Consider the following 22,804-nt stretch of genomic DNA (forward strand, 5'->3'; position numbering starts at 1 on the left):
ATTCCACACCGCCCATGGCAGCCGCCCCTGCTATGTCCCCTCCTGCCCCCGCGTCCGAGGTTCCCCCGGTGCCGGAGACCGACGCCGCACAGAAGGAAGGATCCGCCTTGAAGACCCCGCCGCCCGCAGCGCTGACCCAAGGACGCACGTCCCGCGCATCGAAGACGTTCCCCGCTGCCGTTGAATGCGCGTCGCTGTCGCTCGCCGCAGCGCTGATGGCCGGGTGTCCCAGTGCCCAGATCCGGCCCGAGTCCTTCACCTGCCCGGCTGGAGCGGAACAGGCCATGAGGGAAAACCTCCGCTGGACGGACGGAGACCGGTTCTCCGTTGTGCTCGACGACCGCCACGCGGAGCGCGAATACGTGTGGTTCACGGCTGGCGAGGAAGTGGTGGGAATCGTCCCGAAAAGCGCCAGCGATGACCGGCAGCGGCAGGTCGCCCCTCCTGGAACACGGTTCTACGGGCGGGCTTACTACCTGTCCGAAAAGATGGGGCGCGCGGACGGGCCGGCACTCGTCGTTCGGTATGACCGCGTGAAGCTCCCCGGGCAGGACGAACAACCCGTTTGCTTCGTGGTTGAGACGACCGCCGACGCGTTCAAGGACGGCAGGGTGAAGAGCAGCAACCGGAGCAGTGGATACGTCGTGAATCGCTGGCCCTGAGCGCCTCGCGGGTGACGTACTGGGTAGGTGCTCGATTTCGGCCGCCCGCCCGCAGAGCGCCATAGGACCTACCAGGGTAGTTTCCCTGGAGCCCATCCCACGGGTAAGATGCTCCCTGCAACGCGTTGGCTTCGGTGCCCGCGCGAGCAACTGGAGGCACGAGCATGCCGGCAATCGAGTTCAAGGTTCCCCGAGGGGCAATTCTCTTCACGACAGGCGGCTTTCAGTACGAGTTCCGCGAAGACCTGGGCGAGGCGCACCACGGGCTGAGCCTCTTCGTAGCGCGGCGGCGGACACTGGAGGGGAACCACCCCCGGGGGAAGGTGCTGCTCAAGGCGGTTGGCCCCCAGACGGGTCAGGAGGGGGCGCGCGTCAAGCGTGCAAGGGTGAGGCTCGAAGAGCAGGTGCGTCTTGCGACCTTCCTCAATCATCCGGGGATCCTTCGCGTCCACGGGATGCACAAGGCGGAAGGGTGCTGGTACGTCATTACCGAGCATCCGTCAGGGCATAGCGTGAGCGACATGCTGACGCTCGCTGCTGAGTGCGGGCGCCGGTTCTCACCCCTGTTCGCGCTGTACGTGGGTGCCAAGGTGGCTACGGCTCTTGAGCACGCCCACGACGCCAAGGACGGCGAGGGGAAGCCCCTCAACATCGTTCACCGGGCCGTCGACGTGGGGACCATCTTCGTTGACTGGAAGGGTGGCGTGCAGGTTGCCGACTTCGGCCTCGCCCTGTCGGACTTGCCTGGGCGCGTTTCATCCACGGTGCGTCGCCCGTTGGGGGATGCGTTCTACTCCTCCCCGGAAATGCTCCTGACCGGCCGTGTTGACGCTCGTTCGGACCTCTTCGCGCTCGGCGTCGTCATGCTCGAAATCGCGACGGGGAGGAACCTTCTCGACGCCCCGGACGACCTGACCGAAGAAGTGAAGGGCTCGCTGTCGAGCAGGCAGCGCGTGCGCGTCCGGCGTGCCATCCGACGAGCACGCCTCGCGAACAGTCACCACATGGTTGAAGACGTGATCTGGCGCGCGGCGACCTACACGCAGGCAGACCTGGACGCGTTGACGGAGAACCTCCCGCAGGGGCTGCGCGTAACGTTGGGCCGACTTCTTCAACCCAAGCCCGCTGACCGCTACCAATCAGCGCGCGAGCTGGCGGCGGACCTGCGCCACTGGCTGGGGGATGGTGAGGTCTTCGGGCAGGAGGACGCGGAAGCCGAGCTGCTCAAGCTCATGAAGCTGGCTGGCGAGGCGCTGACCGAGCTGGGCATTCGGCGTCCCCAAGGCTTTGAGGCATCCCAGGACGAAATCAGCACGAACTAGGACGGCGCCCGGGGAGAGTGCCCCTTGAGCACGAGCCCGCCTACAGAACGGCCGGGGGCAAGCCGGGTGAGGAGGCGGGAACCGATCTCCGCGCGCTCGGGGCCCCTGCTAGATAAGGCCATCAGGCTCTTGGGTATGCGTTGCCCTCGGTGCTGGTGACTTCTTGGAAGACAGCGCCGCATGTGCCCCCAGTGTGCCCCTCCAGCGTGGATTGAGGGGGCACACCAGGGAACAGGATGGGACGGGGCGGGATGATGAACCCGAGGGAAATCAAGGCGATAGCGGGTAACAGCGCGTCCTGCCTGGGTTTCCTATCGCCTTGGCCCACGGGTTCAAGTCCCGTACTCCTCTCACACCCTCTTCGTCATGACGAAGACGTTGGGGTCCTCCAGGGTCGTGATCCGGGCGGCTTTCAGCTTCGATTCAAAGTCCTTCGGTGGGAGGCCGTCATGGGGAATGGTCAAAGTCCCGATCGCCTCCGCGTCGTTGCCCTGCCGCAGATCGAATTCAACCCGGTAGACCTTGGGGCGTCGCTCCAAACGCGCCACCGCTTCTCCCTTGCGGATTCCGCGGGTGAGTAACTTGCCCAGAAGGAAGGAGCGGATCTGCGCGTAGGCCACTCCTGGCTCGATGGGGTCACCCAGGAAATACAATTGGATGCCAGCTTTCGGTGCTTCGAATACCGGCGCGGCGAGGATGTCTTCCAGCGCGTCCAAGGGGACCGACGACGGCTCCTCCTCGGGCTTGGGCGCAGTCCTCGAGAAAAGCCCTTCTTCGAACAGCCAATTCTGGATCTCCTGCTGGATGGGATGAAGAGATTCCGCCGGGCGCCAGTGCATCCACTTCAAGTGGTGTTCGAGGATCGCCTGGCTGGCTTCCACCTCTCCCAGTTGGACCAGGAGCTGGAAGTGCTCCCACGCAGCGGCTGTCGTCTGGAAGTGCTCCGGGCCAACAATACGGCCCCACCCCGCCAGGGACCGTTCACTCCACCGCCGGGCCTGCGAAAGCAAACCCATCGCACGGCTGTGCTGCGCCATCAGGGCCATCGTGGTCAAGGTTCCCGGAAAATCCTCTCCGCGCAGCCGCAACAATGCTTCGAGGTGATGCCCCAGAAGTTCCAGTGCATCCTTTGGAAGGCCGCTCATTTTCAGCGTCTCAACAAGATCCAGCGTCGCGGAAAATGTCTCGCGGTGGCCTTCACCGTACCGCTCGCGACAAAGCTCCAGTCTCTGCTGCTTCAAGCGCCGTGAGCCCTGCCAATCACCTTCCAGCGCAAACAGGTCCGCGAGGTTCCCGAGCGAACCCAGCGTTTCAGGATGATCCGCGCCAAGCGCTTGCGAGCTGAATCGCAGGATCGCCTCGGTATGGCCCCGAGCCCCCGCGATATCTCCTTGGCGAGCAAGGATCTCCGCCAGCGCGGACCGGACCGAAAGTTTCGTGGGGTGCAGGTCGGAGTGAGACCTCTCCAGCCTCGCGAGCAGGCCGTCCAACACGTGCTTGGCCTCATCCACCTTTCCCATCGAGAGGCGACACTGCGCCAGGTTGAGCATGGCAAGATGCGTTTCCGAATCGTCTGGCCCCAGTATCTTCAGGGAGATGCGACAGACATCTTCGTGCATCGCGAGCGCACGCTCATTCTCACCAACGCCAGCGAGCGCCACCGCCAGATTGTTCATGGCCGCCAGGGTCTCTGGTTCTTCAGGCCCCTGTATCGCCAGCCAGTGCTGGACCACTTCTTCCTTCAACGCCAGCGCTTCCTCGGTGAGTCCCACGGTCATCAGCGTGCTTGCCAGATTCCCCATCACCGTCAGCGTTTCAGGATGATTGTTGCCCCGCACTCTTCGACTCACCGCCAGGAGCCGTTGAAGGTGTTCCATCGCGACGCCTGTTTCACCCAGGTGCTCATGAACAACCGCCAGACAGTTGACTACGGGGAGCACATCCGGGTCATGAGGGCCCAGAAATGCCGTCCCACGCTCAAGCACGTTCATACAAACCTGCTTGCCCTGCTCCAATGCCCCCTGCTCGACGAGGAACAAACACATGAGCAGCCCCAGCCTGACTTCGAGCCTGATTTCTACGGGCGAGCCCCGTTGGCGCAGCGACTCATGCACAACCTCCGCATGGGGAAACCACGCCTGAAGGACAGGCCACATCGAGGTATTGCGACAGTCCTCCGGCGTGACAGCGTTATGAACCGCGTGACCGACATGGCGCAGCTCCCCGTCGGGATCACTGGACTGCTCCAGGAGGAAGTCCGCGAGCAGCCGGTGCATCCTCCCAAACAAAGGCACTTCCCTTCCGGGGACCTTCGAGACGAAGGCCCGGGTCACCAACGCGGTCCTCAAGTCCTGCGCGGCGACCTCCGGCCCCAGCGCCTCCAGCAGCATCAAGGGAATGGGCTCAGGTCCCAGCCGCGCCACGAGGCGGGCCGCCGTCCGGGCCCTTTCGGGAAGCCGCTCGTAGGACAGCGCGAAGGCCTCGGTGACTCCGCGCAGGGCGTCCGGCTCCACCTGGTCCCGAAGGGCGTCCATCTGCCGGTCCAGTTCCCGAGCGGGCCGCTCATGCATTGCCTTCTGGAGCAGTTCCTCGGGCGTCAGGCCGCCCAGATGGATGGCGCGGTTCAGCAGCTCAATCGCCAGCGGCAGATGCCCGACCCAGCGTGTGATCCGCATCCAATCTTCGTCCTCCAGGGCGGACACCGCGTGGTCGTGCCTCAGCATCAACATCGCGGGTTCTGGATGAAGCGGTTCAACGGGCTGGACCGTGACACCCGACGTCGCGGGCCTGAGCCGGGACGTCACCAGGAGCGACACCCGCCCCACTCCCGGACACCAATCCTGGAGCGGCCTGGGACGCTGGGCCCCCTCGGGCTCGGGCAGGTTGTCCACGATGTAGAGAATGGGCTTCCCCGGGGGCACGGCCCGCAGCGCCTGGGCCAGCGCGTCGGACACGCTTCGCTGCTCCTTGCGCATTTGCGCCAGCGGCGGGACCTCGGGACGCAACGCCCGGAGCACTCCGTGAAGCTGCTCCTCCAGCCGCTCGGAGCTGGCGTCCGCGTCGATCCAGAAGACACCTCCGCTGAAATGGCGGCCATGGCGGTGCAGGTATTCCAGCGCGAGCCGGGTCTTGCCCGTGCCTCCGCCACCATGAAGCGCGACCGTTCTCGGCGCCGGGTGGGGATCCCTTGCGCGCAGGACCAGGTCCATCCGCCAGAGCTCGTCGGCCCGCCCGACGAACGTGCGCCCCAGGGACGGTGCCAGTTGGAGGGGGTACTGCGGTATCTGGCCGTCCAGGGGATGCGGAGGCTCAGGCGCCAGCTCCTCCACGAGTTGCAGCGCGGTCCTGGACTGGAGCGCGCCCAAGGCGTCCAGCCGCGCCCCGAAGCTCTCTTGCCACACGGCAAGGACTGAACGAACGCGCTCCACCAACCCCGGCACGTCGTCCGCACGAGGCCACTGGATGCTCCTCAACGCAGGCGGCAGGGCTTCCATGCCCAGGGCGCTTCCCACGGGGCGGGCCACGACGATTCCGCCCAGCGCATCGGGGTGTTGCGTCGCCTGGTATGGCGCCAGGGCCGCCTGGAACTCACGCCAGCACGACACCCGATCGAAGTAGCCGTCCTCCGCGAAGAGGACGACCACCCGCGCCGCCAGGAGCGCCTCCGCCAGGCGCTTCGGCCAGGTCTCCCCTTCCCGGATGTCCTCCGTGTCCAGGAACGCCCCCACCCCATTCAGGGCCAGGGCGTGATGCAGCGCCTCCGCGTGCGCGCGGCTCACGTTCCGCGCGTATGAAATGAAGACGGGATGGTGTTGCACGGACCTCCTCATCGCCCCCGGATGCCACGGATGAGTTGCTGGAGGGGCTCGGAATCCTTCTGACGGAAGTCCACCCGCTGCGAGCCGTCAAGGAAAGGCGGCAGGTCCGGCGCGTCCCCACAGTCCTCCAGCAGCACCGGGATGACCGGACACTTGCGGCGGATGTTCTCCTGAATCGCCAGCTGACGCTCCTTCTCCTGCCAGGGTCCCAGCTCGTTCTTGCCGATGAACACAGCGACGGAACGCACCGTCTTCAACTGCTGCTCCAACACGGGGAGCCAGGGGGCCCCCGGAGGGATGTGATCGAAGTCCACGAAGGGCTTGATGCCGTGGCCCTTCAACGCGTCGACGATCTTCCGGATCGCCGGCCGGTCGCCCTGGCCGTAGCAGATGAAGACATCATGGGCCTCCGGAGCGTCGGCTCCGCGTCCGGCGGGGAGGAGCTTCCTTGCGCAGTCGTCCATATCGGAGGTCAACGCCTCGACTTCGCCCACCAGCGACTCCACCTTCCGGAGCCTGGCTTCTCGTTCCGACGAACCGGACTCGGACTCCGCCAGCTCCCGCTCCAGGATCTCCATGTACCCGTCGGCATAGGTCTTCAGCTCCTTGCGGATCTGCCGCGTCATGCCGCGAGTCATCTGGCCCACGAGCCCACGCGCCGTCTGCACGGAGGTCTGGGTCTGCTCCGTCAGGCGTTGCTCCCACAGCCGCAGCAACTCCTGGCCGGAGATGCCGTGGGAAGTCTGAACGGTATAGGTCGTGACATCGACCCACACGGACTTCTTCTTTTGACACCACCCCTCTTTCTGGATGACGCGTTCCTGCTGCGTCGTGTGGGGGACCTGGCGCGTGGAGCTCTTCACCAGCCTGTGCAACTCCGCCTGCATGTCCTGCTGGAATTCGACCAGCGACAATTCCGGCAGGCGCACGGGAACCGGCTTGAGCGACACATTCAACGCCTTGCCAACTTCTTTCTCGATACGCCGCGCCAGGGGTGAAATCAGGGCCTGGAGCTTCGCCGCCAACTCGCGCTGCCGTTCATGGGCCTCGCCCTCCAGCTTCATCCGGAAGGCCAGGAACTCATCGTAGAAGTAGCGCTGGAGGGCCTGGTCGACCTGACGGATCCGATGTTGGGCGGCCTCCTGACTGGTGTCCGTGCCCGTCAGGTGCGCCCAGACGCCCCCGACGATGCGCGCCAGCCGCTCTGGAAAACGGCGCTTCGCCCCTGGAGTCAGCGCAGCCTGGATCTCTTCGCGCGCTTGCTCCCTGAAGCGGCCGAACTGCGCGCGGACCCATTCTTCCGTTTGGGACTGGAAGGCCTTCGTCGTGTCCTCGACGTCTTGAAGCCCCTCCTGGAGTTGCTCCAGGTCCTTCTCCAGCTCGCGCTTGCGGCGTACGAGCTCTTCATGCCCCTTCTTGAGGGCCCCTCGCGTCGTCTGGAGATGGTTGTCCAGCATCGCCAGTGAGCGGCTCAGAGTCTCCAGGAAGCCCTCCAGCAGCAACCGGCCCCTGTGCTGGTAGACGAAGGACAACACCTCGTCCTCCAGACGCGTCACCCGGCTCTTCTCGAGCAGCTTGGGCGCCATACGCCGGCACGCATCCAGCGAGGCCTCCTCATCGAAGACGCCGAAGGCCCGTTTGCGGAAGTCATCCAGTGCCTTCTCGGTGGGCTCATGTTCCGCCACCATCCGGGCCAGGAGGGCGAACTCGGCGGCGACCGGGATGACCCGCTCCGGCGTCAAGGCGACGCCCGGTAGCACCTTCCCCACCAGCTGCGATACGTACTCGGCCGTCTCCTCGGGCGTCAGGCCGTTACGGTTCTTCTGGTCGACCTTGTTGACGACGAAGAAGAGGCGCTCCGAACAGCGCTGGAGCAGCCCCGGACGCATGTCCTTGAGCAGCTCCAGGAGGGTCTGCTCCTCGGCGGTCTTCAGCTTCGTATAGTCGAGGACGTATACGATGATGTCGGCCGTATCGAGCACCTGCTCGACCTTGCCGCGCAACGCGGAGGTTCCCGCCTCATTGGGCCCGGGCGTGTCGAGCAGTTCGAAACGCTGCGCGCCCAGCTCGCTGTCCTTCAAGGCCAGCAGGGGTGCTTCCAGCACCAGCTCGTCTGACACCGGGAGCGCGTCGGCTTCCCGCCCCTCTTTGTTGCGCTCCCGCAGGTACGCGTTCGCTGCGGCGGCACCCCGCGCGAGCACGCTCTCGTCTTCGAGGAGCACGCCCTGCTCGCGAAGCGCATGGCGGACCCGGACGATGCGGGTGGTCTCCGGCGTGTTCGCGGCCGGCAGGTACTCATCCCCCAGCCAGGCGTTGATCAACGTCGACTTGCCGGACTTGACCAGGGCCAGCACCGCGACCTGGAAACGCTGCTCCCCCCACCTGAGGAGCGTCTCCTCGTGTTTGTCCGTGAGGCCCTTGAGCATGCTGTCCTTGGGGGACAGCTTCCGCGCACGCTTGAGGACCGTCTCGAACTGCTCCAGCAGCCCCTGCACCTGTTCCCGGAGCGATTCGAACTGCCGCCGCCGCAGGGTGTTCCCACGAGTCGAGGGTGATTCCATAAACCTCCCTGGAGGGGGGCAGCTCAGCCCACGGCATCCACGGTGTCCAAGGACGCTTCTACGCGTTTCGCGCCTGGGTGACATGACCCATGCGGGGGATTGACAAGTCGTCGCGTGAGGCCGGGTGAGCGGCCTCCCCTGGGCTACAGCTGGGGGACGTGGTCGGACGAAAACCAGGGAATTGAAGCGAGCCCGAGCTGATGCCGTCGGGCGCACTCCTCCGTGCCGCCTCGTGTCCCCTCAGATGGGCTTGTTGAGGTGGGTCGCCTGGTAGAGGAAGTCGGCCCGGCTGTCGACCCCCAGTCGATCGAAGATGTTCCTCACGTACGTCTTCACCGTCTCCTCGGAGAGGGAGAGTTCGTCGGCAATCTGCTTGTTGGACCAGTTCCGCAGGAGGAGGCCGGCGATGTCGATCTGCCGGGCCGTGAGCGCCCGCCTCATGGTCTTGGGGAGGGGAATCGACAGGGGAATCTCATCCAGGACCAGTGCCCAAGGGCGGCGGCCCTCGCGTTCGGGCAGCTCGATGAAATGCACGACGCGGTACGAGTCCCCATGGATTGAGACCCAGCGGCTGGCATCGAGGCGCGCGTCCGCATCCAGGCGGGTCAGCGCCTCCAGGCGCTCCAGCAGCACGTGTGGAATTCCCGAGGACTGGAATTCGGAGGGAGCAAACCATCTCTCCAACAGCGCGGTGACGCTTCGCGAGCGCAACACCTCACGTGAGGGGAGTTCCACCACGAGGAAGCCGGAGTCGGGCCGACCATAGAGCTCTTCCAGGAGGGGGGCATCAGTCGCGGCGATCTGCCTGTCGCTCTCCTTGTTGAGGTGGGCCGCCTGGTAGAGGAAGTCGGCCCGGCTGTCGACCCCCAGTCGATCGAAGATGTCCTTCACGTACGTCTTCACCGTCTCCTCGGAGAGGGAGAGTTCGTCGGCAATCTGCTTGTTGGACCAGTTCCGCAGAAGGAGGCCGGCGATGTCGATCTGCCGGGCCGTGAGCGCCCGCCTCATGGTCTTGGGGAGGGGAATCGACAGGGGAGTCTCGTCCAGGACCAGTACCCACGGGCGACGGCCTTCGCGCCCGGGCAGCTCGATGAAATGCACGACGCGGTACGAGTCCCCATGGATTGAGACCCAGCGGCTGGCATCGAGGCGCGCGTCCGCATCCATGCGGGTCAGCGCCTCCAGGCGCTCCAGCAGCACGTGCGGGATTCCCGAAGTATGGAATTCGGAGGGAGCAAACCATCTCTCCAGCAGCGCGGCGACACTTCGCGAGCGCAGTACCTCACGTGAGGGGAGCTCCACCACAAGGAAGCCGGAGTCGGGCCGGCCGTAGATCTCTTCCAGGAGGGGTGCGTCAATTGCGGTGATCTGCCTGTCGCCCCCCTGTTCGGCCGGGAGATCCTCGTCAGGCCCATCCTGGATGGAGACCATCACTTCGGATGCGTGGAGCATCAATGAAACAAGTTGGCCGGCAGCCTCAACCACCAAGACGGACAGGGCCTCGCGGTAGGCAGGAGAGGTCCTGTCGGGGGCTCTTTTCATGAGTTCCCAAAGCTTGACGTCCTCCTCGCGAGCCCCATCCACAATTTCCCCGATAGACGGATCAACCCGCACATCCAAACTCTGATGCACCTTTCGCGCACCCTCCAACTCATTGAACGCGCGCATCCGCTCCATGCAAGGCTTGGATTGTAAGAAGGCCGGGGTGAGGATGTTTACCAGGACCCACGAGTGAAGCAGTTGCGCATGCCGACCCTCCCCTTCCCTCCCGACCCATACGCGAAGCTCCCGGCCCAGGTCTGCTTCGACGCGCCGACGAAGGTGTGAGAGGAAGTCGTCGACGTAGTCTGGCAGGGAACCTGGGGCGGCATTGATGTAGAGGTCCACCACGTAGCCAGGTGGCTGCACCTTGTCCCGAGCATAGAGCGCCAGTCGTTCGTAGATCTTCGCTGGAACCTCATAGCCAGCCCCGGTGTCACTGAGGATTCCAACATCAAGCAGCCGAGGCAGACCCGCCGGTGCATTCTCGGCTCGCACCCGTATCGAACCGAGGGCACTCAGCACCTCTGGGAAGCGGTTCAACCAGTCAATGTAATTGGTCTTCTTTCGTAGCGCTTCGTCCCAGACCAGCTGATAGGCGCTGCCTTCCGACCTTTTCAAGGCATCAAGCGCCAAATCCACCCTGCTCGCGCATCCATCGGTGAGTCGCCAGAGGTATTCAGCCTGGTCCGCCTCCAGCTCCAGATTGCGCATCCTGGCGCTCTTTCGGATCTTCACTGCGTCGAGCCCGCTGAATTGCACGTAACGGGCTCCCGCCAGACGCTTCGCCCCTGGTGTCGCGGTGATGATCAGCCGGAAGCAGGACCAGAGCGGGTCTCTCCGGCTGGCCCAGCCCATCAGGAGCTCCACGAACCCGCTGGCCCGCTCCTGCGTGATGGAGTCCATGCCCTCGACCAGGACCACCAGCATCCTGTCTCGGAAGCGGGGCAGGATTTTCTCCTCGAGGTGCTGCTCCAACGCCTTGGCTCCATCTCGATTGATGATCGCCAGGGTCTCGTCACGCAGGGCTTGGGCCTTCGTGTCGAAGCCTTCGTAGGGAAATGCAGTGAACAGGTTGTTCAGGAATCCCTGCGTGCCGATGAGCAAGCCCTGGAGGCGCAGCGTGGCCATTTCAGTCCACAGCCTTGGGGAACGCTGCAAGCTGGCATGGACCCTACGCACCAGCGTGCTCTTCCCGTACCCATCGGGCGCCTCCACCACGATAACGCTCTCGCCAGCCATGAGCAGGTTGAGGAGCTCCGGCTCCTCTGACAGCTCAACGGTCTTTTTCAAGATCGACGGCTCGAGCCAGTCGGGCCAGCTGTTCTCATCCTCCGTGGCGTCAATGGGCTCGGGTGCTTGGACCTGAGCCCTCCTCCCCTGGATAGCCTCCCCCTGAGCTTCGTCACCGCGCTCCCCGGCGGTCAGGTGGAACTCGCCCCCCAACGAGCACAGGGTCAGGTCCCGCACTCCAGCCGGTAGCGGCACCCAGGCGTTCAGCGACTCGGCGACGAGCAGCTTCCGTCCCGGCACGGGTACGCCCCAGGAAACCTCCAGCAGACGGGGCCGGGTGTCCGGCAATTCCATCACGTGGTACGCGCCGTCAGGTGCTGGCTCCACGAGTTCCAGGGCGTTCTCATGCAGACGCACGCCGACCCGGCATGCGGCCGAAGCCGCCTGGCTCGCTCGAACGCTCTGGAGCAGCGCCGGAGAGAGCGGAACGTCCTCCGTGCCCTGAAACAGCATGGGATGAAAGTCCAGGCGCTCCGACGTACCAAACGCCAGCGTCAGCGCCGCCTCCGTCCTCCGCGCCTGCTCGGGCAGGCGGGGTATCGCGCGTAGGGCCCAACGGGCGACACCCATGGCCCGCTCTCCACCCCGGGCCATGGCCCTCACCGAGCGCATGAGTGCTTCGTTCAGTTTCTCCTCGCCCGGCTCCATCAGCGACAGCCAGGCCACTTCTTCCTCCAGGCGCATCTCTGGCGTGAGGAACGGATGGAAGCGCTGCCGCAGCGCCCAGGCGCGGCGGAGCAGGGCCTCATCCCTGGCAAGCTCTTGACGAAGCAGGTGGCAGACTTCGGGGGCCAGGACGAGCCCGACCGCACTTCGCGACTCGACGAGAGGGCTGAACCAGAGGTCCGCCTCCGCGTCCGGAGGCACCCCGGGAAGCAGCTCCAGCCGGGCCTCGCGCAAGAAGGCCCGGTCGATGCGCACGGCAAGGCTGGTGACACAAGCCAGCCGCACCACGTCCGGCTGGCTTCGTTCCAGCGCCTCGATTGCCTCACGCCCGAGGTCGAAGGGAGTCCCCTGTTCCATGGCTACCTCTGGAGCTCCTGAAGGACTGCGCGCGCGGTGGTGTGCCGGTCCCAGTGAAGCAGGTGCATCCTCCGCTGGAGGCCACGTGGCCACCGGGCGGAGGAATAGGGCACCAGCGCCACCACCCGGCTGCCAGCGCGACGGGCCACCCCCGCGAAATGCCGCCACTCCTCCACGTCTGGCAATTCGTCGGAGAACACGCTGGCGCCAATCCCCAGGTCGGAGAGGACCAGCAGCGGCGTCCCGGAAGCCGGAGACTCGAAAGGATGGAGCGCAGCACCCGCCCGCCGCCGGACTCCGCGTGAGGGCACACCCGCGAACTGCTGCACCTCGACCCGGTCCGGCCCCAGGACGGCTCGGACGCAGGCCAGCAATTGCTTGCGGTCCTCGGCGAAGGGCACCATGGACTCCGAAACGTCCACCAGCACCTGGACTCCCAGCCGCAGTGAGCGCACCTGCCTTCGTGGAAACTCCCGCACCGGTAACTGCCGAGCCAGCTGGGGAACCATTCGGGGCACGTCGAGCGGCCCTTCGGGGCGGGGCACGCCCAACGCCGCGGTGAGGATGCCCGTTTGCCAGGCGGGGACGAAGAGGGGCGACGGTGGCGGAAGCATGGGCGGAGCCGAGGAGTGGTCCAACACTTCCAGCTCCGGTCCAGGCAACCTGAGTGGAAGCTCGGCCCCGCCAGACTGGCTCAACCGGGTGGGAAGGACCTCTCCGGCCTCTGGAGCCTCGATTGGAAGCGCGGTCGAGGGCTTGGGAAGGGAGGCTGGCAAGGCACGCTCGGTCAGAGCCGGGAGCGAGGGCTCACTTGAAGGCAACACCTCGGGTTCACCGGCGTGCTCGCCCCAGAGGCTGCGCATCAGCCCCAGGGGGTCCAGCGCCCGGCGCAACAGCCTCCGGCTCTCCGCGTCCCGGGGCGCCAGTTCGCGAACGGCTCTCAGCATGTCTCCCAGGGAGATCTCACCGCGCCGGCTCATGCCTCACCCGCCCGCGAACGTGGACTGCTTCTTCAAGAGGCCGGAGGTGAGCAACTCCCACTCCTCGCCCATTCCTGGACGAATGCGGAGCTCACGGCAGGCCTGGATGGCATCCAGGAACTCCGCGGTGCTCGGCGGTCGAACCCGCTTCTCCCGGGCCGCTCGCTGGAGCAGCAGAAGGGCGTTCGCCACCGGTTCGTACAGGCCCCCTTTGTCCGGCCCATGGTGTAGCTCGGCGATGCGCTGGAGCTGCTCCAGGTCCGGAGCCTTCAGCTCGAGCTGGACGCAGCGGCGCAAGAAGGCCGGGGCCAGCTCGCGCTCGCCGTTGGTAGTGATGACGAGCAGCACCTGGCGATCCCTGGGCAACTCGATGTGCGCATTGAGCTCCGTGACATCGAAACTGCCCCGGTCGAGCGGGATGAGCAGATCGTTCGGGACGAACGGATCCGCCTTGTCGATTTCGTCGAGCAACACCACCGCGTGAGGTGACTTTCCCCAGCGGGCAGGGTCCCTGGGACGGGCCTTCAACTTCACACCCGCACCTGCGCCACGCCTGAGGGCGCTGCCAGACTCGAAAGCCCACCAGAGGACGCCCGGCTCCACATAGTCATGGTTGGCTGGCAGGCTCCCCTTCTTCGCCTGCGCGTCGCTCAGCCTGCGGATGGCGTCGAAGCCCCACAAGAGGTCCAGCGCCTGCGTCCGCGAAGTGATGACGTGCTCGTAGTAGCGCCAGCCGAGCACCTCCGCCACGAAGCCGGCCAGTGAGGACTTTCCCGAGCCCGGGGGGCCATACACCAGCAGCGGCCGACGCGTGACGATCGCCGCATTGACCGCCAGGACGATGTCATCCCGCTCCTCGTACCTCCTCGCGCGGGACTGCTCGTCCGAGAGCTTTTTCGTGTCCTGCGTCTTCCAACGCCGCCGGACCGTCTCGGGGTCGAAGGCGGTTCGATTGAATTGAAGTGTCATGAGTGTTCCTCGGAAACGTTCCTGAGAATCACGTCCAGGTCTTTCTGGAGCTGCCAGGCCTTCCGCTCCTGCTCCGCGTGAAGGGGGGGCTCCAGCAGGACGAGTTCGGGAAGGTGCTTCAGGCCAGGGTCGTCGTGCGCATCCCTGCCGGTGGCGAGCGCAAAGGTCAGGCGCGGGAAGCGGGCCTGAAGCCTGCCGAGCAGTTCTGGCTCGGGTACTGGAGGAGGCAGCAACACGAAGTATCGGGTGTGCGTGTCCCTCAAGTACTGGTCGAGTTCCTCGAGGTCAGACTCCTGATCCATGAAGTGCTTCTCGATCTGCGCCGCGACCTCTTCGAACGCGTTCTGACCGAGGGCCGCATCGACGTGGATGAGTTCGTAGACCGGGTCCTCGCGGTAGGCCCGCTCCAAGTAGCGGGGCGCGGTGAAATGGGGGAGCTTTCTCCCATTGAGACCGATGACCCTTCGTGCCTCGTGGCGCTCGGCGATGGGAAGAATCCTTCCGGCAGCCTCGGCGTCCACCCACAAGGACCTGACATACCTGATGAGCTTCCGGGTCTCAGCCCCACCAATGACCGGCGCCAGGGCACGTACGAAGGGATACAGCTCCTCAAGCCTTGCCTTCGCCAGCACATTGGCAAGTCGCCTGGCGAGAGCCTCATGTCGGCGCCCCCTCAACCCCGAGACTTCAATCCCCAGCCTGTGTGCCGCGTCCTCGAGTTCCTCCAGGTTCGCGCGCTCGAACATGCCGGTGAGCTTGCGTGCCAGGCGCTCCATGGGCGTCTTGCACCGCACGGGTGCGCGCTCGCGGCATTTGTTCAGAATCCGCTCCACGACCTCCGCCGGGGTTCCCGGCGCCACGAACTCCAACCGGTCCAGCTCCATCGCGGCGAAGCGCTTGTTCTTCCAGACCTCCTCACCGGACACGCCGTCCAGCGCGACGCAGAGGAGCAGGAACGCTGGATCGCGAGCGCGGCGCCCGCTGAGGATGGCCGCCTCCTTGTTGACCCAGGGCGAGTCCAGCGCCCTGCGTGAGAACAGGATGACTGCGGCATGACACTCGTCCATGTAGGCGTCGAGTTCGCGGGGCCAGTCATCACTGCCTTCGAGGCTCTTGCTGTCCAGCAGGACCTTGAACTCCGGCTCCTTCAGGACATCCACCAGCGCATCCAGGTACGCCTTGTCACCAGGAGCCTGCGGGTCCGTGCTGTGGCTGATGAAGACGAGCATCACTGGGGCAGGCAGATGGAAGGCACATGTTGCACGGACCGCAGCCCCTGCACCAGCGTTCGGTGCGGCACAATCCCCCCAGACCTACCCAGCACCGGCGAGGGTGGATCCATGGCGCTCTACCCCGCCATCGACCCGATGAAGGACCGGCCCCAGAGCGCATGCCAGTCCGCCGTGGGTACCCAGGGTCGAGGTCTGTGGCACCGCCAGCTTGCCTTGAGGGGAGTCGACAAAGACTCTCCAATTGATGAGCTTGGTGTCAGGGTTCTCAAGGACAGCCGCCTGGAGGTTTTTCAGCAGCTGAAGGAAGCTGTCGCATGTCTCCGGGCAACCGTGGCGCACGTGGCGGATTTCAAGCGCACTCCAGCGGGTGTGGCAGCGCTAGATCTCCAAGCCGTTGAACGCTGGGGGCGGATCCGCGGAGCGGCGAGGACTGATCCTGGCACCTACGACGGCGAACCTCTCCTACGGCGCATTCCTGGTGACCCCAGATGCCGTTGCACTGGGCTTGGATGCCCCCATCATCGATCGCGTTTGCGCCCGGGCGGTGACCCTGGACGTCGGCTGGATTCCCATGCTTCCAGAGGTGGAGGTGGGCGCCCTCTACGGCGGAACGCCCCCTTGGTCCTATGGCTGGAGACTCAAGCACCGGCTTTTCGCGTTGGGTCCTTCCCTCCTCCTACGGGTGGGCGTGCCGCGTGATGGCTGGGAACGCATCCGAGCCTTGAAGGGCACGAGCAGCCCCTATCGGCCGGAAGCCGGAACGCTTCGTGGTGACCTGGGGTGCATCGGAACGGTCATGGCGCTCGTCCACTGCGCGGACACGATTGAACAGGCCGGCCGCGATCTCCTGCGGCTGTGGCCTCTGGCCTCGCAAGGCCTACCAACGGCGGAGGCACGCCTCTCGCTCTTGCAAGAGGCGCCCAGGCACTTCGAGCACGCGCTGGCCTTGGCGCTGGAGCGCCTCGGAGATGCCCGAGCAGCCTCCGGACTGAGAGAACTCGTGCTTCACGCATCGGGTCCCGAGCGCCTCCAGCGGCTTTGCAGGACTCTTGACGAGGCCTGCCCGGACCCTGGCACCGCCCCGGCCCTCCATCGCGGCCTGTGCGACCATCGCAACTGGGATGCGGGCCGGGCGGAAGCGCTTGCCTCAGGACTCCGCCCCTTCGGGTGGAAGGGCGACCCATGGTCGAGCCTGATCCTGGAAGCGGGAGTCTGCTTTTTCCGCAGGGAGCGCGACCATGCCCCTGGATGAGCACACCGAGGTCGTCCTCGTCCCGAAGTACTACCTGCCGACGCTGGGCGGCTTGCAGAACTTCTCCGCGCGACTGGCGAGCGCCCTGGCCACCCGGGGGCACCCGGTGACGGTGTGCTTTCCGCGCGCCCCGGCCTACAGAGCCGCCATGGGAGGGCCCCCGGAGCCCGCCGGCGTGACGGTCTGCCCCCTCTCCGAAGACCGCTCCATCTTCTGGAAGGTGCTTCCCGACCAGCTCCGGCGGCTGAGGCCCGGCGCGCTCGTCCTGGCAGTAGGTCTGGAGTACGCCGAGGTCCTGGATGAGCAGCTCTCGGCGCTCCTGCGTCTGAGGGAAACAGGGCTCCGTGTCTGGATGCGCATCGCGACCACCGGGGACTTCGAGAGCCGGGTGGATCCGCGGCGCGCGGAGCGCATGGCCCGGCTCTCCGGCCTCGTGGTCTTGAATGAGGCGATGAAGCGGGAGACCGCGGCCTTTCCCGACGTGGACAGGCGCACCCGGCGCATTCCCGTCATGGTGGACACCCTGCGCTACGTCCCGCGGCCGGAGGCAGCGCGCGAGGTCCTTCGCGCCCACCGGGGACTGCCGCGCACGGGGCGGATCCTGCTGGCCGCGACTCGGCTCGATCCAAGGAAGCGCCTGGACCTGCTGATCATGGCATTCGCCTCCGCGGCCCCTCCCTCGGATACCTTGTGGATTGTGGGGGACGACCCGACTCCAGAGGGCTTGGAGAGGCAGAGGCTCGAGGCCCTCTCCCGGAGACTGGGGCTCACCCGGGTCGTCTTCACTCGAGGCGTGACGGAGGACCAGATGCCTCAAATCCTCGCCGCGGCCGATGCCTTCGCTACCGCGTCATCCGTGGAGGGCATGAGCAATGCCGTGCTGGAAGCCGCCAGCGTTGGGCTCCCCGTCATGGGGTTTGCCATTCCCGGCGTGGAGGATGTCTCTTCCGCGCTCAGGGGTGCTGGCTTCTTCCTGGCGCCCCCCGATTCCGGCATCCCCGGGTTGGCTGATGTTCTCAGGCAGGGCCTTCACCCGGCCTCCGTGAGATGCTGGCGCAGCGCCCGTGAGCAGGGCCTTCAGCATCTGTCCATCGATGCAGTCGTGGACGCCTATCTCGATGCGTTCCGAGAGGAGGTGCATGCATGAGTCTCCTCCACCCGCTCATGGACGCTGCCATCCGCCAGGCCATCAGCGCGGAAGACTCCCCCACCCTGCTCCAATGGTTGGAGCAGCGAACCCGCCCCTACCTGGATGCCTCGAACCCTCGACTGCTGGGCAGCGGGGGCGAGGGAGTCGTCTTCGCGGCGAACGGGCACATCCACAAGTTCCTGCTGAACTGGACCCACCCGCGCCGCGACCCGGACCGGACCGAGCAATGGCTGCGCCTGCTGGCGGAACGGTCACACGAGGCCCGCCACTTGTATCGGCTCACCATCCAGCGTCCGGAGCGCGACATGCTTTGGATCTCCTACGCTGCCTCCCCGGGTGTTCCGCTCACCAACGAAGAGGTTTCCAGCTGCTGGCGTACACGCATCTGGCCCCAGTTGGAGGCATGCCTCCACGAATTGTCGCAGGCGGGATTTGCCCATACCAATCCCAAGCCCTCCAACTTTGTCTGGGACGGCACACGACTCATGCTGTGCGACTATGGCAGCGACTGCCGACCCATGAGTGATGCCGCGATGGAACTGGGCCGCATGTACTTCATGTGGCAGGCCGGCATCCATGACCAGGGGCAGCCATGACGGAGCCTCCTGCAATCTTCTATCTCGCGCGCCATGCCCCCGCGGACTGGAGTGCGGATGCGGTGGATCCGCCCCTCTCTGCACAGGGATGGGCGCAGGCCCGGCGCATGGCGGCCAGGTGCGCCCACCTGCCCATCTCCCGGGTCGTCACGTCTCCTCTCCGGCGCGCCCGGCAGACCGCCTCGCTCCTCGCCGAAGCACACCACTGTCCGGTCCAGGAGGAGGCCCACCTCCAGGAACTTGGAACCTCCGAGTTTCGCCCCGACTTCGAGCAGCGCGTTGAACGCTGGTTGCAGACCTGCCCACCTCCCCCGGCGGGTACGCTCTGGGTGAGCCATGGCGGATTCCTGAATGTCGTGTTGAGCACCTGGCGCGTCCGGGTTCCCCAGCCATCGGTGCCTCGCGACCGGCACGGGAGCCTGCTGGCACCCGGAGAAGTCTGGGCCCTCGACGCGTTCGGTGCAGGGGCACTCGCGTGGCGGATCATTGATGTCGGGGAGGACCGATGAGCCGGCAGCGTCCGATGGCGCGGGATGACTTCGGTCCCACGTTGCTCTACGTCGACATCACCAATGCCTGTCCCATTGGCTGCGCGTTCTGCATGTACCTGCCGGTACAGGGAAAGCAGCACCTCCTATTGGATTCGCGCCGGACGGCCACCCTGAAGCGCCTCCTGGAGACCGTTTCGCGGCTGTCCATCAGCGGAGAAGGAGAACCGCTCACCCAGATGGCGCGCGTCCTGGAGGTGGCCGCGCTCGCGGGCCCATCCCAGGTCGTGGAGGTCATTACCAGTGCGGGCATTCCATGGAAGATGCTCGAGCGCTTCCTGGGTGATCTCGAAGCGCTGGCGCTCGCCCGGGGCTTCACCCCACGGCTCCGGGTGAGCCTGGATCGCTGGCACGCCGAGAAAGTACCGCACCACAATCATCTCCCACTCATCCAGCGGGCCCTGGTGCACCAGGGGCAGCCCGGCACGACGCAAGTCGCCTTCCGCTCCGTGACGACAGAACGGGCCTGGGTCACCTCAACGCTGGGAGCGCAGCTTGCTGCGACGGGGCTGCATCATGCCTGGAGCCCCGTCCACGAACTCACCGCGCAACTGCTCGTGGGCTCCCTGCACATCCCCGTCACCTTCAAGAACCTCGTCCACCCCGAGCAGACCGGTACGGCCGACCCGCTCCCGTTGGAGGAATACCTCCACGCCATCGAGCGGGTGACCGGGCGCCCCTTTACCTTCGGCAACCTTGAGTCTCCGAGGCGCTTCGCGGGCCCGGACGTCACTGTGAAGCACAATGGCCAGGTGTTGTTGTACGGACTGGAGCAGGAACGGACCTGGAGCCTGGATGAGCCCGGGCTGGACCGGGGGAGGATCCTCGACGCACTCCTCGCAGACCCGATGCTGCGGGCCCTCTACTCCATTCCCCTGCTCGAAATCGTTGGCCATTGGCGGCGGGTTCCGGCCCTGTCGCGGTGCCTCGACTCCGTGAACAATCCCTACTGGGTGCTCAAGGTCATGCGAGAGAAACACGGCGAGGCCTTCCACCGAGTCATGCAGGATTTCCTTGTCATGGAGGCAGCATGAGCTGGTCCGAAATCCAGGCGCGCTTCGTCGAGCATCTGGCGCTGGTACGCCTTCCTGTCGCGGTCACGCATGGGGGGCTGCCGCCGGAGGCTGGGGCAAACATCTGGCCCGCGGGGCCGACTGATCCCCGGCTGCCGTGCATGGTGGCGATGATCAACCAGGTCGAGCCAGGCAGACCGCTGCTGCTTGATGAGGCGCACCCACCCATGGACTGTGGGGCCTTCTATTCAGGCTTGAGCGATGCACTCCCGGAGCGTTGTTGCGACTACGTCGTCGAGACCGAGCGCTATGTCAGGGATGCCGCGACCTTCATGGCGTCGGTCCGCCACGTCACAGCTCCCAGACAGCAGGGCCCCCTCGTCTTTCGGGTGCTGGCAGACCTCAGGCCGGATGAGACTCCTGACCTGGTGCTGTTCTGGGTGGATGCCGACCAACTCAGCGTCATCCATACCCTCGCGAACTTCGAAAGCGCGGAGGGGGACCGGGTGATTTCGCCCTGGGGTGCTGCTTGCAACTCTCTCTACTCCCTCCCCCTGAAGGAACTGCACGGAGAAGGTCGGGCGGTGCTGGGGAGCTTTGATCCATCACAGCGATTGAAGGGGCATGTGCGGGACCTGTCCCTGGCCGTTCCCCGCGAGCTGTTCCTGCGGATGGTGGGGCACCTGGAAATTGCCCTGACAGCGACTCCCATGGTGGCTCGGCTTCTCCGAGGGGACACGAAACGGGAGGGAGGGCCCACACGTTGAATCGCAGATGGAGCGATCATCGCACCACGACCGGCTCAGCCTCAACCAATGGCAATCTCTGAGACCTCGCCCAAGCCCAATCGGCGGCACAAAGCTTTCATCTCCTATAGCCATGCCGCGGACGGGATGCTCGCGCCCGCGCTCCAGGGCGCCCTGCAGCAGTTTGCCCGGCCGTACTATGCGTTGCGCGCGATCGACGTCTTTCGCAACCAGACCGACCTCTCCGCCACGCCCCATCTGTGGGGCAGTGTCCAGAAGGCGCTCGATGCCTCCGAGTGGGAGTAGCCCAGTTCCGTGAACACCCGAGATGTGCAGGAAGGAGCACGGAATGTCCACGAAAGAGGAGAAGCCAAAGAAGCCCCGCAGGCCGCGCCGAGAGTTCTCGGTCGAGTACAAGGCCCAAACGGTGAAGCTAGTGGAGGAAGAGGGCAAGTCCATCCCCATGGTGGCCCGAGACCTGGACCTGGCGTCGCTTGCTCCAAGTTGCAAGGGCGCCTTGCCACGACGCTGCCGCTCCCTCCGGGGGAAGTCATCTACACCTCACCGAAGGCAGTGGCGGGAGAGGTGGCGAACGCGCGCCCAGACCTCTTCTCCCTGATGCTGGTGCTGCTGGAGTTCGCCACGGGACGACATCTCTACTACCCGGGAATCTCAAGAAGGAAGACGAGGCTCCACAGCTCTCGCGGGAGCAGAGTCAACGCGTGCTCGCGGCGCTGGCTACGACGATGGACATGCACTTGCTGCCCTTTGTGGAGGACGCCGTCCAGCGCGCCATGGTGTTCACTGGCAAGGACGTGAAAGAGGCTGCGTTCGCGCTGTCAGGCTCGCTGCGCTCCGTCTTCCTCCGGCTGCGGCGCCAGGAGCACGCGTCTCGCTACCCGACAGCAGGGGCGCTGGAGTTGGAGTTGCGCGGGCAGATCGCGCGGCTGGGGCCGTACAGCGCAGCGTATGCAGTGAAGGAAGTAGAGACAGCCCTTTTTGAAGGCGGCGAGGCCATGGCGGAGTTGAACCTGCTGGAGGACGAGGGGGCATCGTCCCGGCCTTTCCGCTGCGGAGTCAGGACGCCATCCGCACGGAGCCGCGCCCGCTGCGCAGTGCGGACGAGACGACGACAGAGCCGGGACCGGGCGCCTTGCGCCTGTCACGGCGGTAACAGTCGCCGGCTCGACGCAGCCGACCTTCACCCCTGGGCAGTGGTGCATGTCCGGTGGGTGCCGGGCTGAATGTCAGACGTGTGTCCTTTGCTCTCCTCGGAGGTGTCACTCCCAGGGGGCGTGGATGCGAATGACGCAAAGTGGGGCTGTCTGGCTGTGGCTACTGTTGCCGGTGGCCGCATGGGCCGAGGACGTCCCGGAAGTGCCGCCCGTAGAGGAGGAACGGCGGCTCCTACTGGACGAGGCCTGGAGCAACCTGCTGCGCGTGGAGGCGACGACGTTGTCCTTCCTGCCGCGCGCGGGGAGGGGCGCGGACGAGGGCTTCCTCCAGGTGGAGCCCACCCTCGTTCTCGACGGAGGCGCGGAGTTCGGCCTCAACCTGGGCACGTCGGTACGGTTGCGCCTCTGGGGAAGTGGAGGGGATGCGGGCTTCGTGCGACGCGAGGACTGGGACAGCCTCTCGGATTGGGGCCAGCTCGTGCGCGGCCTCAAGCTGGGCTCGAACGACGCGCCCGTGGGCGTCTGGTTCGGCGCACTGGAGTCCTACAGCCTGCTGTCCGCGCACCTCGTGCGGCGCTACTCCAACCGAAGCAATCCCGACTACCACCCGGCGGGCGGCTTCATCACGGGCACGCTGGGGCCCCTCTATACGCAGGCGTTCGCCTCGGACGTGTTGGGCGCGCGCCTCATGGGGGCGGAAGTCGCGCTGGACGTGCAGCACGTCCTCTTCGGCCAGCCTCGCGAGCCGGGCCGCTACTCGCTGGCCCTCTCCGCCGTTCATGACTGGGGGCGGGCCGGAGGGCGCGCGTCCCCGGTGACGCTGGCGCACGTGGACGGCACCTCCGTGGTGGTGGTGCGGCCGGGCTTCGAGGCGCACCTGATTGCTGGTTGGGGCGGACGGCCCGGTGAGGGCGGCGCATGGGGG

General features: G+C 65.9%; 14 protein-coding genes and 2 pseudogenes. 10 read left to right on the forward strand and 6 right to left on the reverse strand.

Annotated features, from left to right (window positions below; all coding sequences use genetic code 11):
- Positions 1–662, forward strand: a pseudogene (locus tag D7X32_RS31960) (serine/threonine protein kinase); the annotation flags it as partial.
- A 164-nt stretch (positions 663–826) separates the two neighbouring features.
- Positions 827–1,984 (forward strand): serine/threonine protein kinase, encoded by a 1,158-nt coding sequence (locus tag D7X32_RS31965; protein WP_120606360.1) that lies wholly within the window; start codon positions 827–829, stop codon positions 1,982–1,984.
- Between the two features lie 350 nt (positions 1,985–2,334).
- Here D7X32_RS31965 and D7X32_RS31970 read toward each other — a convergent pair whose 3' ends face one another.
- From D7X32_RS31970 to D7X32_RS31995, 6 genes are all read right to left on the reverse strand, one after another.
- Positions 2,335–5,802: a tetratricopeptide repeat protein gene (locus D7X32_RS31970; RefSeq protein WP_158625799.1), complete on the reverse strand. Its 3,468-nt coding sequence runs from the start codon at positions 5,800–5,802 to the stop codon at positions 2,335–2,337.
- An 8-nt stretch (positions 5,803–5,810) separates the two neighbouring features.
- Entirely contained in the window at positions 5,811–8,363 is a 2,553-nt protein-coding gene (locus D7X32_RS31975) for a TIR domain-containing protein (RefSeq protein WP_158625800.1), read from the reverse strand.
- Between the two features lie 240 nt (positions 8,364–8,603).
- Complete coding sequence (locus tag D7X32_RS47130; RefSeq protein ID WP_244239298.1) at positions 8,604–12,218, reverse strand: helix-turn-helix domain-containing protein; 3,615 nt, start codon at positions 12,216–12,218, stop codon at positions 8,604–8,606.
- Between the two features lie 2 nt (positions 12,219–12,220).
- The gene (locus D7X32_RS45125) at positions 12,221–12,673 is read right to left on the reverse strand and encodes a hypothetical protein (RefSeq protein ID WP_158625801.1); all 453 of its coding nucleotides are present in this window, start codon (positions 12,671–12,673) and stop codon (positions 12,221–12,223) included.
- Positions 12,674–13,201: 528 nt separating this feature from the next.
- Entirely contained in the window at positions 13,202–14,167 is a 966-nt protein-coding gene (locus D7X32_RS31990; RefSeq protein ID WP_120606364.1) for an AAA family ATPase, read from the reverse strand.
- Positions 14,164–15,396 carry a toll/interleukin-1 receptor domain-containing protein gene (locus D7X32_RS31995; RefSeq protein WP_120606365.1) on the reverse strand — a complete coding sequence of 411 codons (1,233 nt, stop codon included), beginning with the start codon at positions 15,394–15,396 and terminating at the stop codon, positions 14,164–14,166. The genes D7X32_RS31990 and D7X32_RS31995 overlap by 4 nt, the downstream gene beginning before the upstream one ends.
- Before the next feature lie 1,241 nt (positions 15,397–16,637).
- Between D7X32_RS31995 and D7X32_RS32005 the strand changes: the two genes are divergently transcribed.
- The 8 genes and pseudogenes from D7X32_RS32005 to D7X32_RS32035 form a co-directional block, all read left to right on the forward strand.
- A complete protein-coding gene (locus tag D7X32_RS32005; protein ID WP_120606367.1) occupies positions 16,638–17,798 on the forward strand; it encodes a glycosyltransferase family 4 protein in 1,161 nt (386 codons plus the stop codon).
- Complete coding sequence (locus D7X32_RS32010; protein WP_120606368.1) at positions 17,795–18,397, forward strand: protein kinase family protein; 603 nt, start codon at positions 17,795–17,797, stop codon at positions 18,395–18,397. The genes D7X32_RS32005 and D7X32_RS32010 overlap by 4 nt, the downstream gene beginning before the upstream one ends.
- Complete coding sequence (locus D7X32_RS47895; protein WP_120606369.1) at positions 18,394–18,906, forward strand: histidine phosphatase family protein; 513 nt, start codon at positions 18,394–18,396, stop codon at positions 18,904–18,906. Before D7X32_RS32010 ends, D7X32_RS47895 begins: the two co-directional genes overlap by 4 nt.
- Before the next feature lie 41 nt (positions 18,907–18,947).
- Positions 18,948–19,979 (forward strand): hypothetical protein, encoded by a 1,032-nt coding sequence (locus tag D7X32_RS32020; protein ID WP_147450346.1) that lies wholly within the window; start codon positions 18,948–18,950, stop codon positions 19,977–19,979.
- On the forward strand, positions 19,976–20,725 hold the full coding sequence (locus D7X32_RS32025) for a DUF169 domain-containing protein (RefSeq protein ID WP_120606371.1): 750 nt from the start codon (positions 19,976–19,978) through the stop codon (positions 20,723–20,725). The genes D7X32_RS32020 and D7X32_RS32025 overlap by 4 nt, the downstream gene beginning before the upstream one ends.
- A gap of 48 nt (positions 20,726–20,773) precedes the next feature.
- Entirely contained in the window at positions 20,774–21,010 is a 237-nt protein-coding gene (locus tag D7X32_RS45130) for a hypothetical protein (protein WP_147450347.1), read from the forward strand.
- A 416-nt stretch (positions 21,011–21,426) separates the two neighbouring features.
- Positions 21,427–21,948, forward strand: a complete 522-nt coding sequence (locus D7X32_RS32030) for a hypothetical protein (RefSeq protein WP_120606372.1) — start codon at positions 21,427–21,429, stop codon at positions 21,946–21,948.
- A 55-nt stretch (positions 21,949–22,003) separates the two neighbouring features.
- Positions 22,004–22,804: pseudogene (locus tag D7X32_RS32035) on the forward strand (hypothetical protein); the annotation flags it as partial.

Origin of the sequence: Corallococcus carmarthensis (assembly GCF_003611695.1) — a bacterium.
Classification (GTDB): Bacteria; Myxococcota; Myxococcia; order Myxococcales; family Myxococcaceae; genus Corallococcus; species Corallococcus carmarthensis.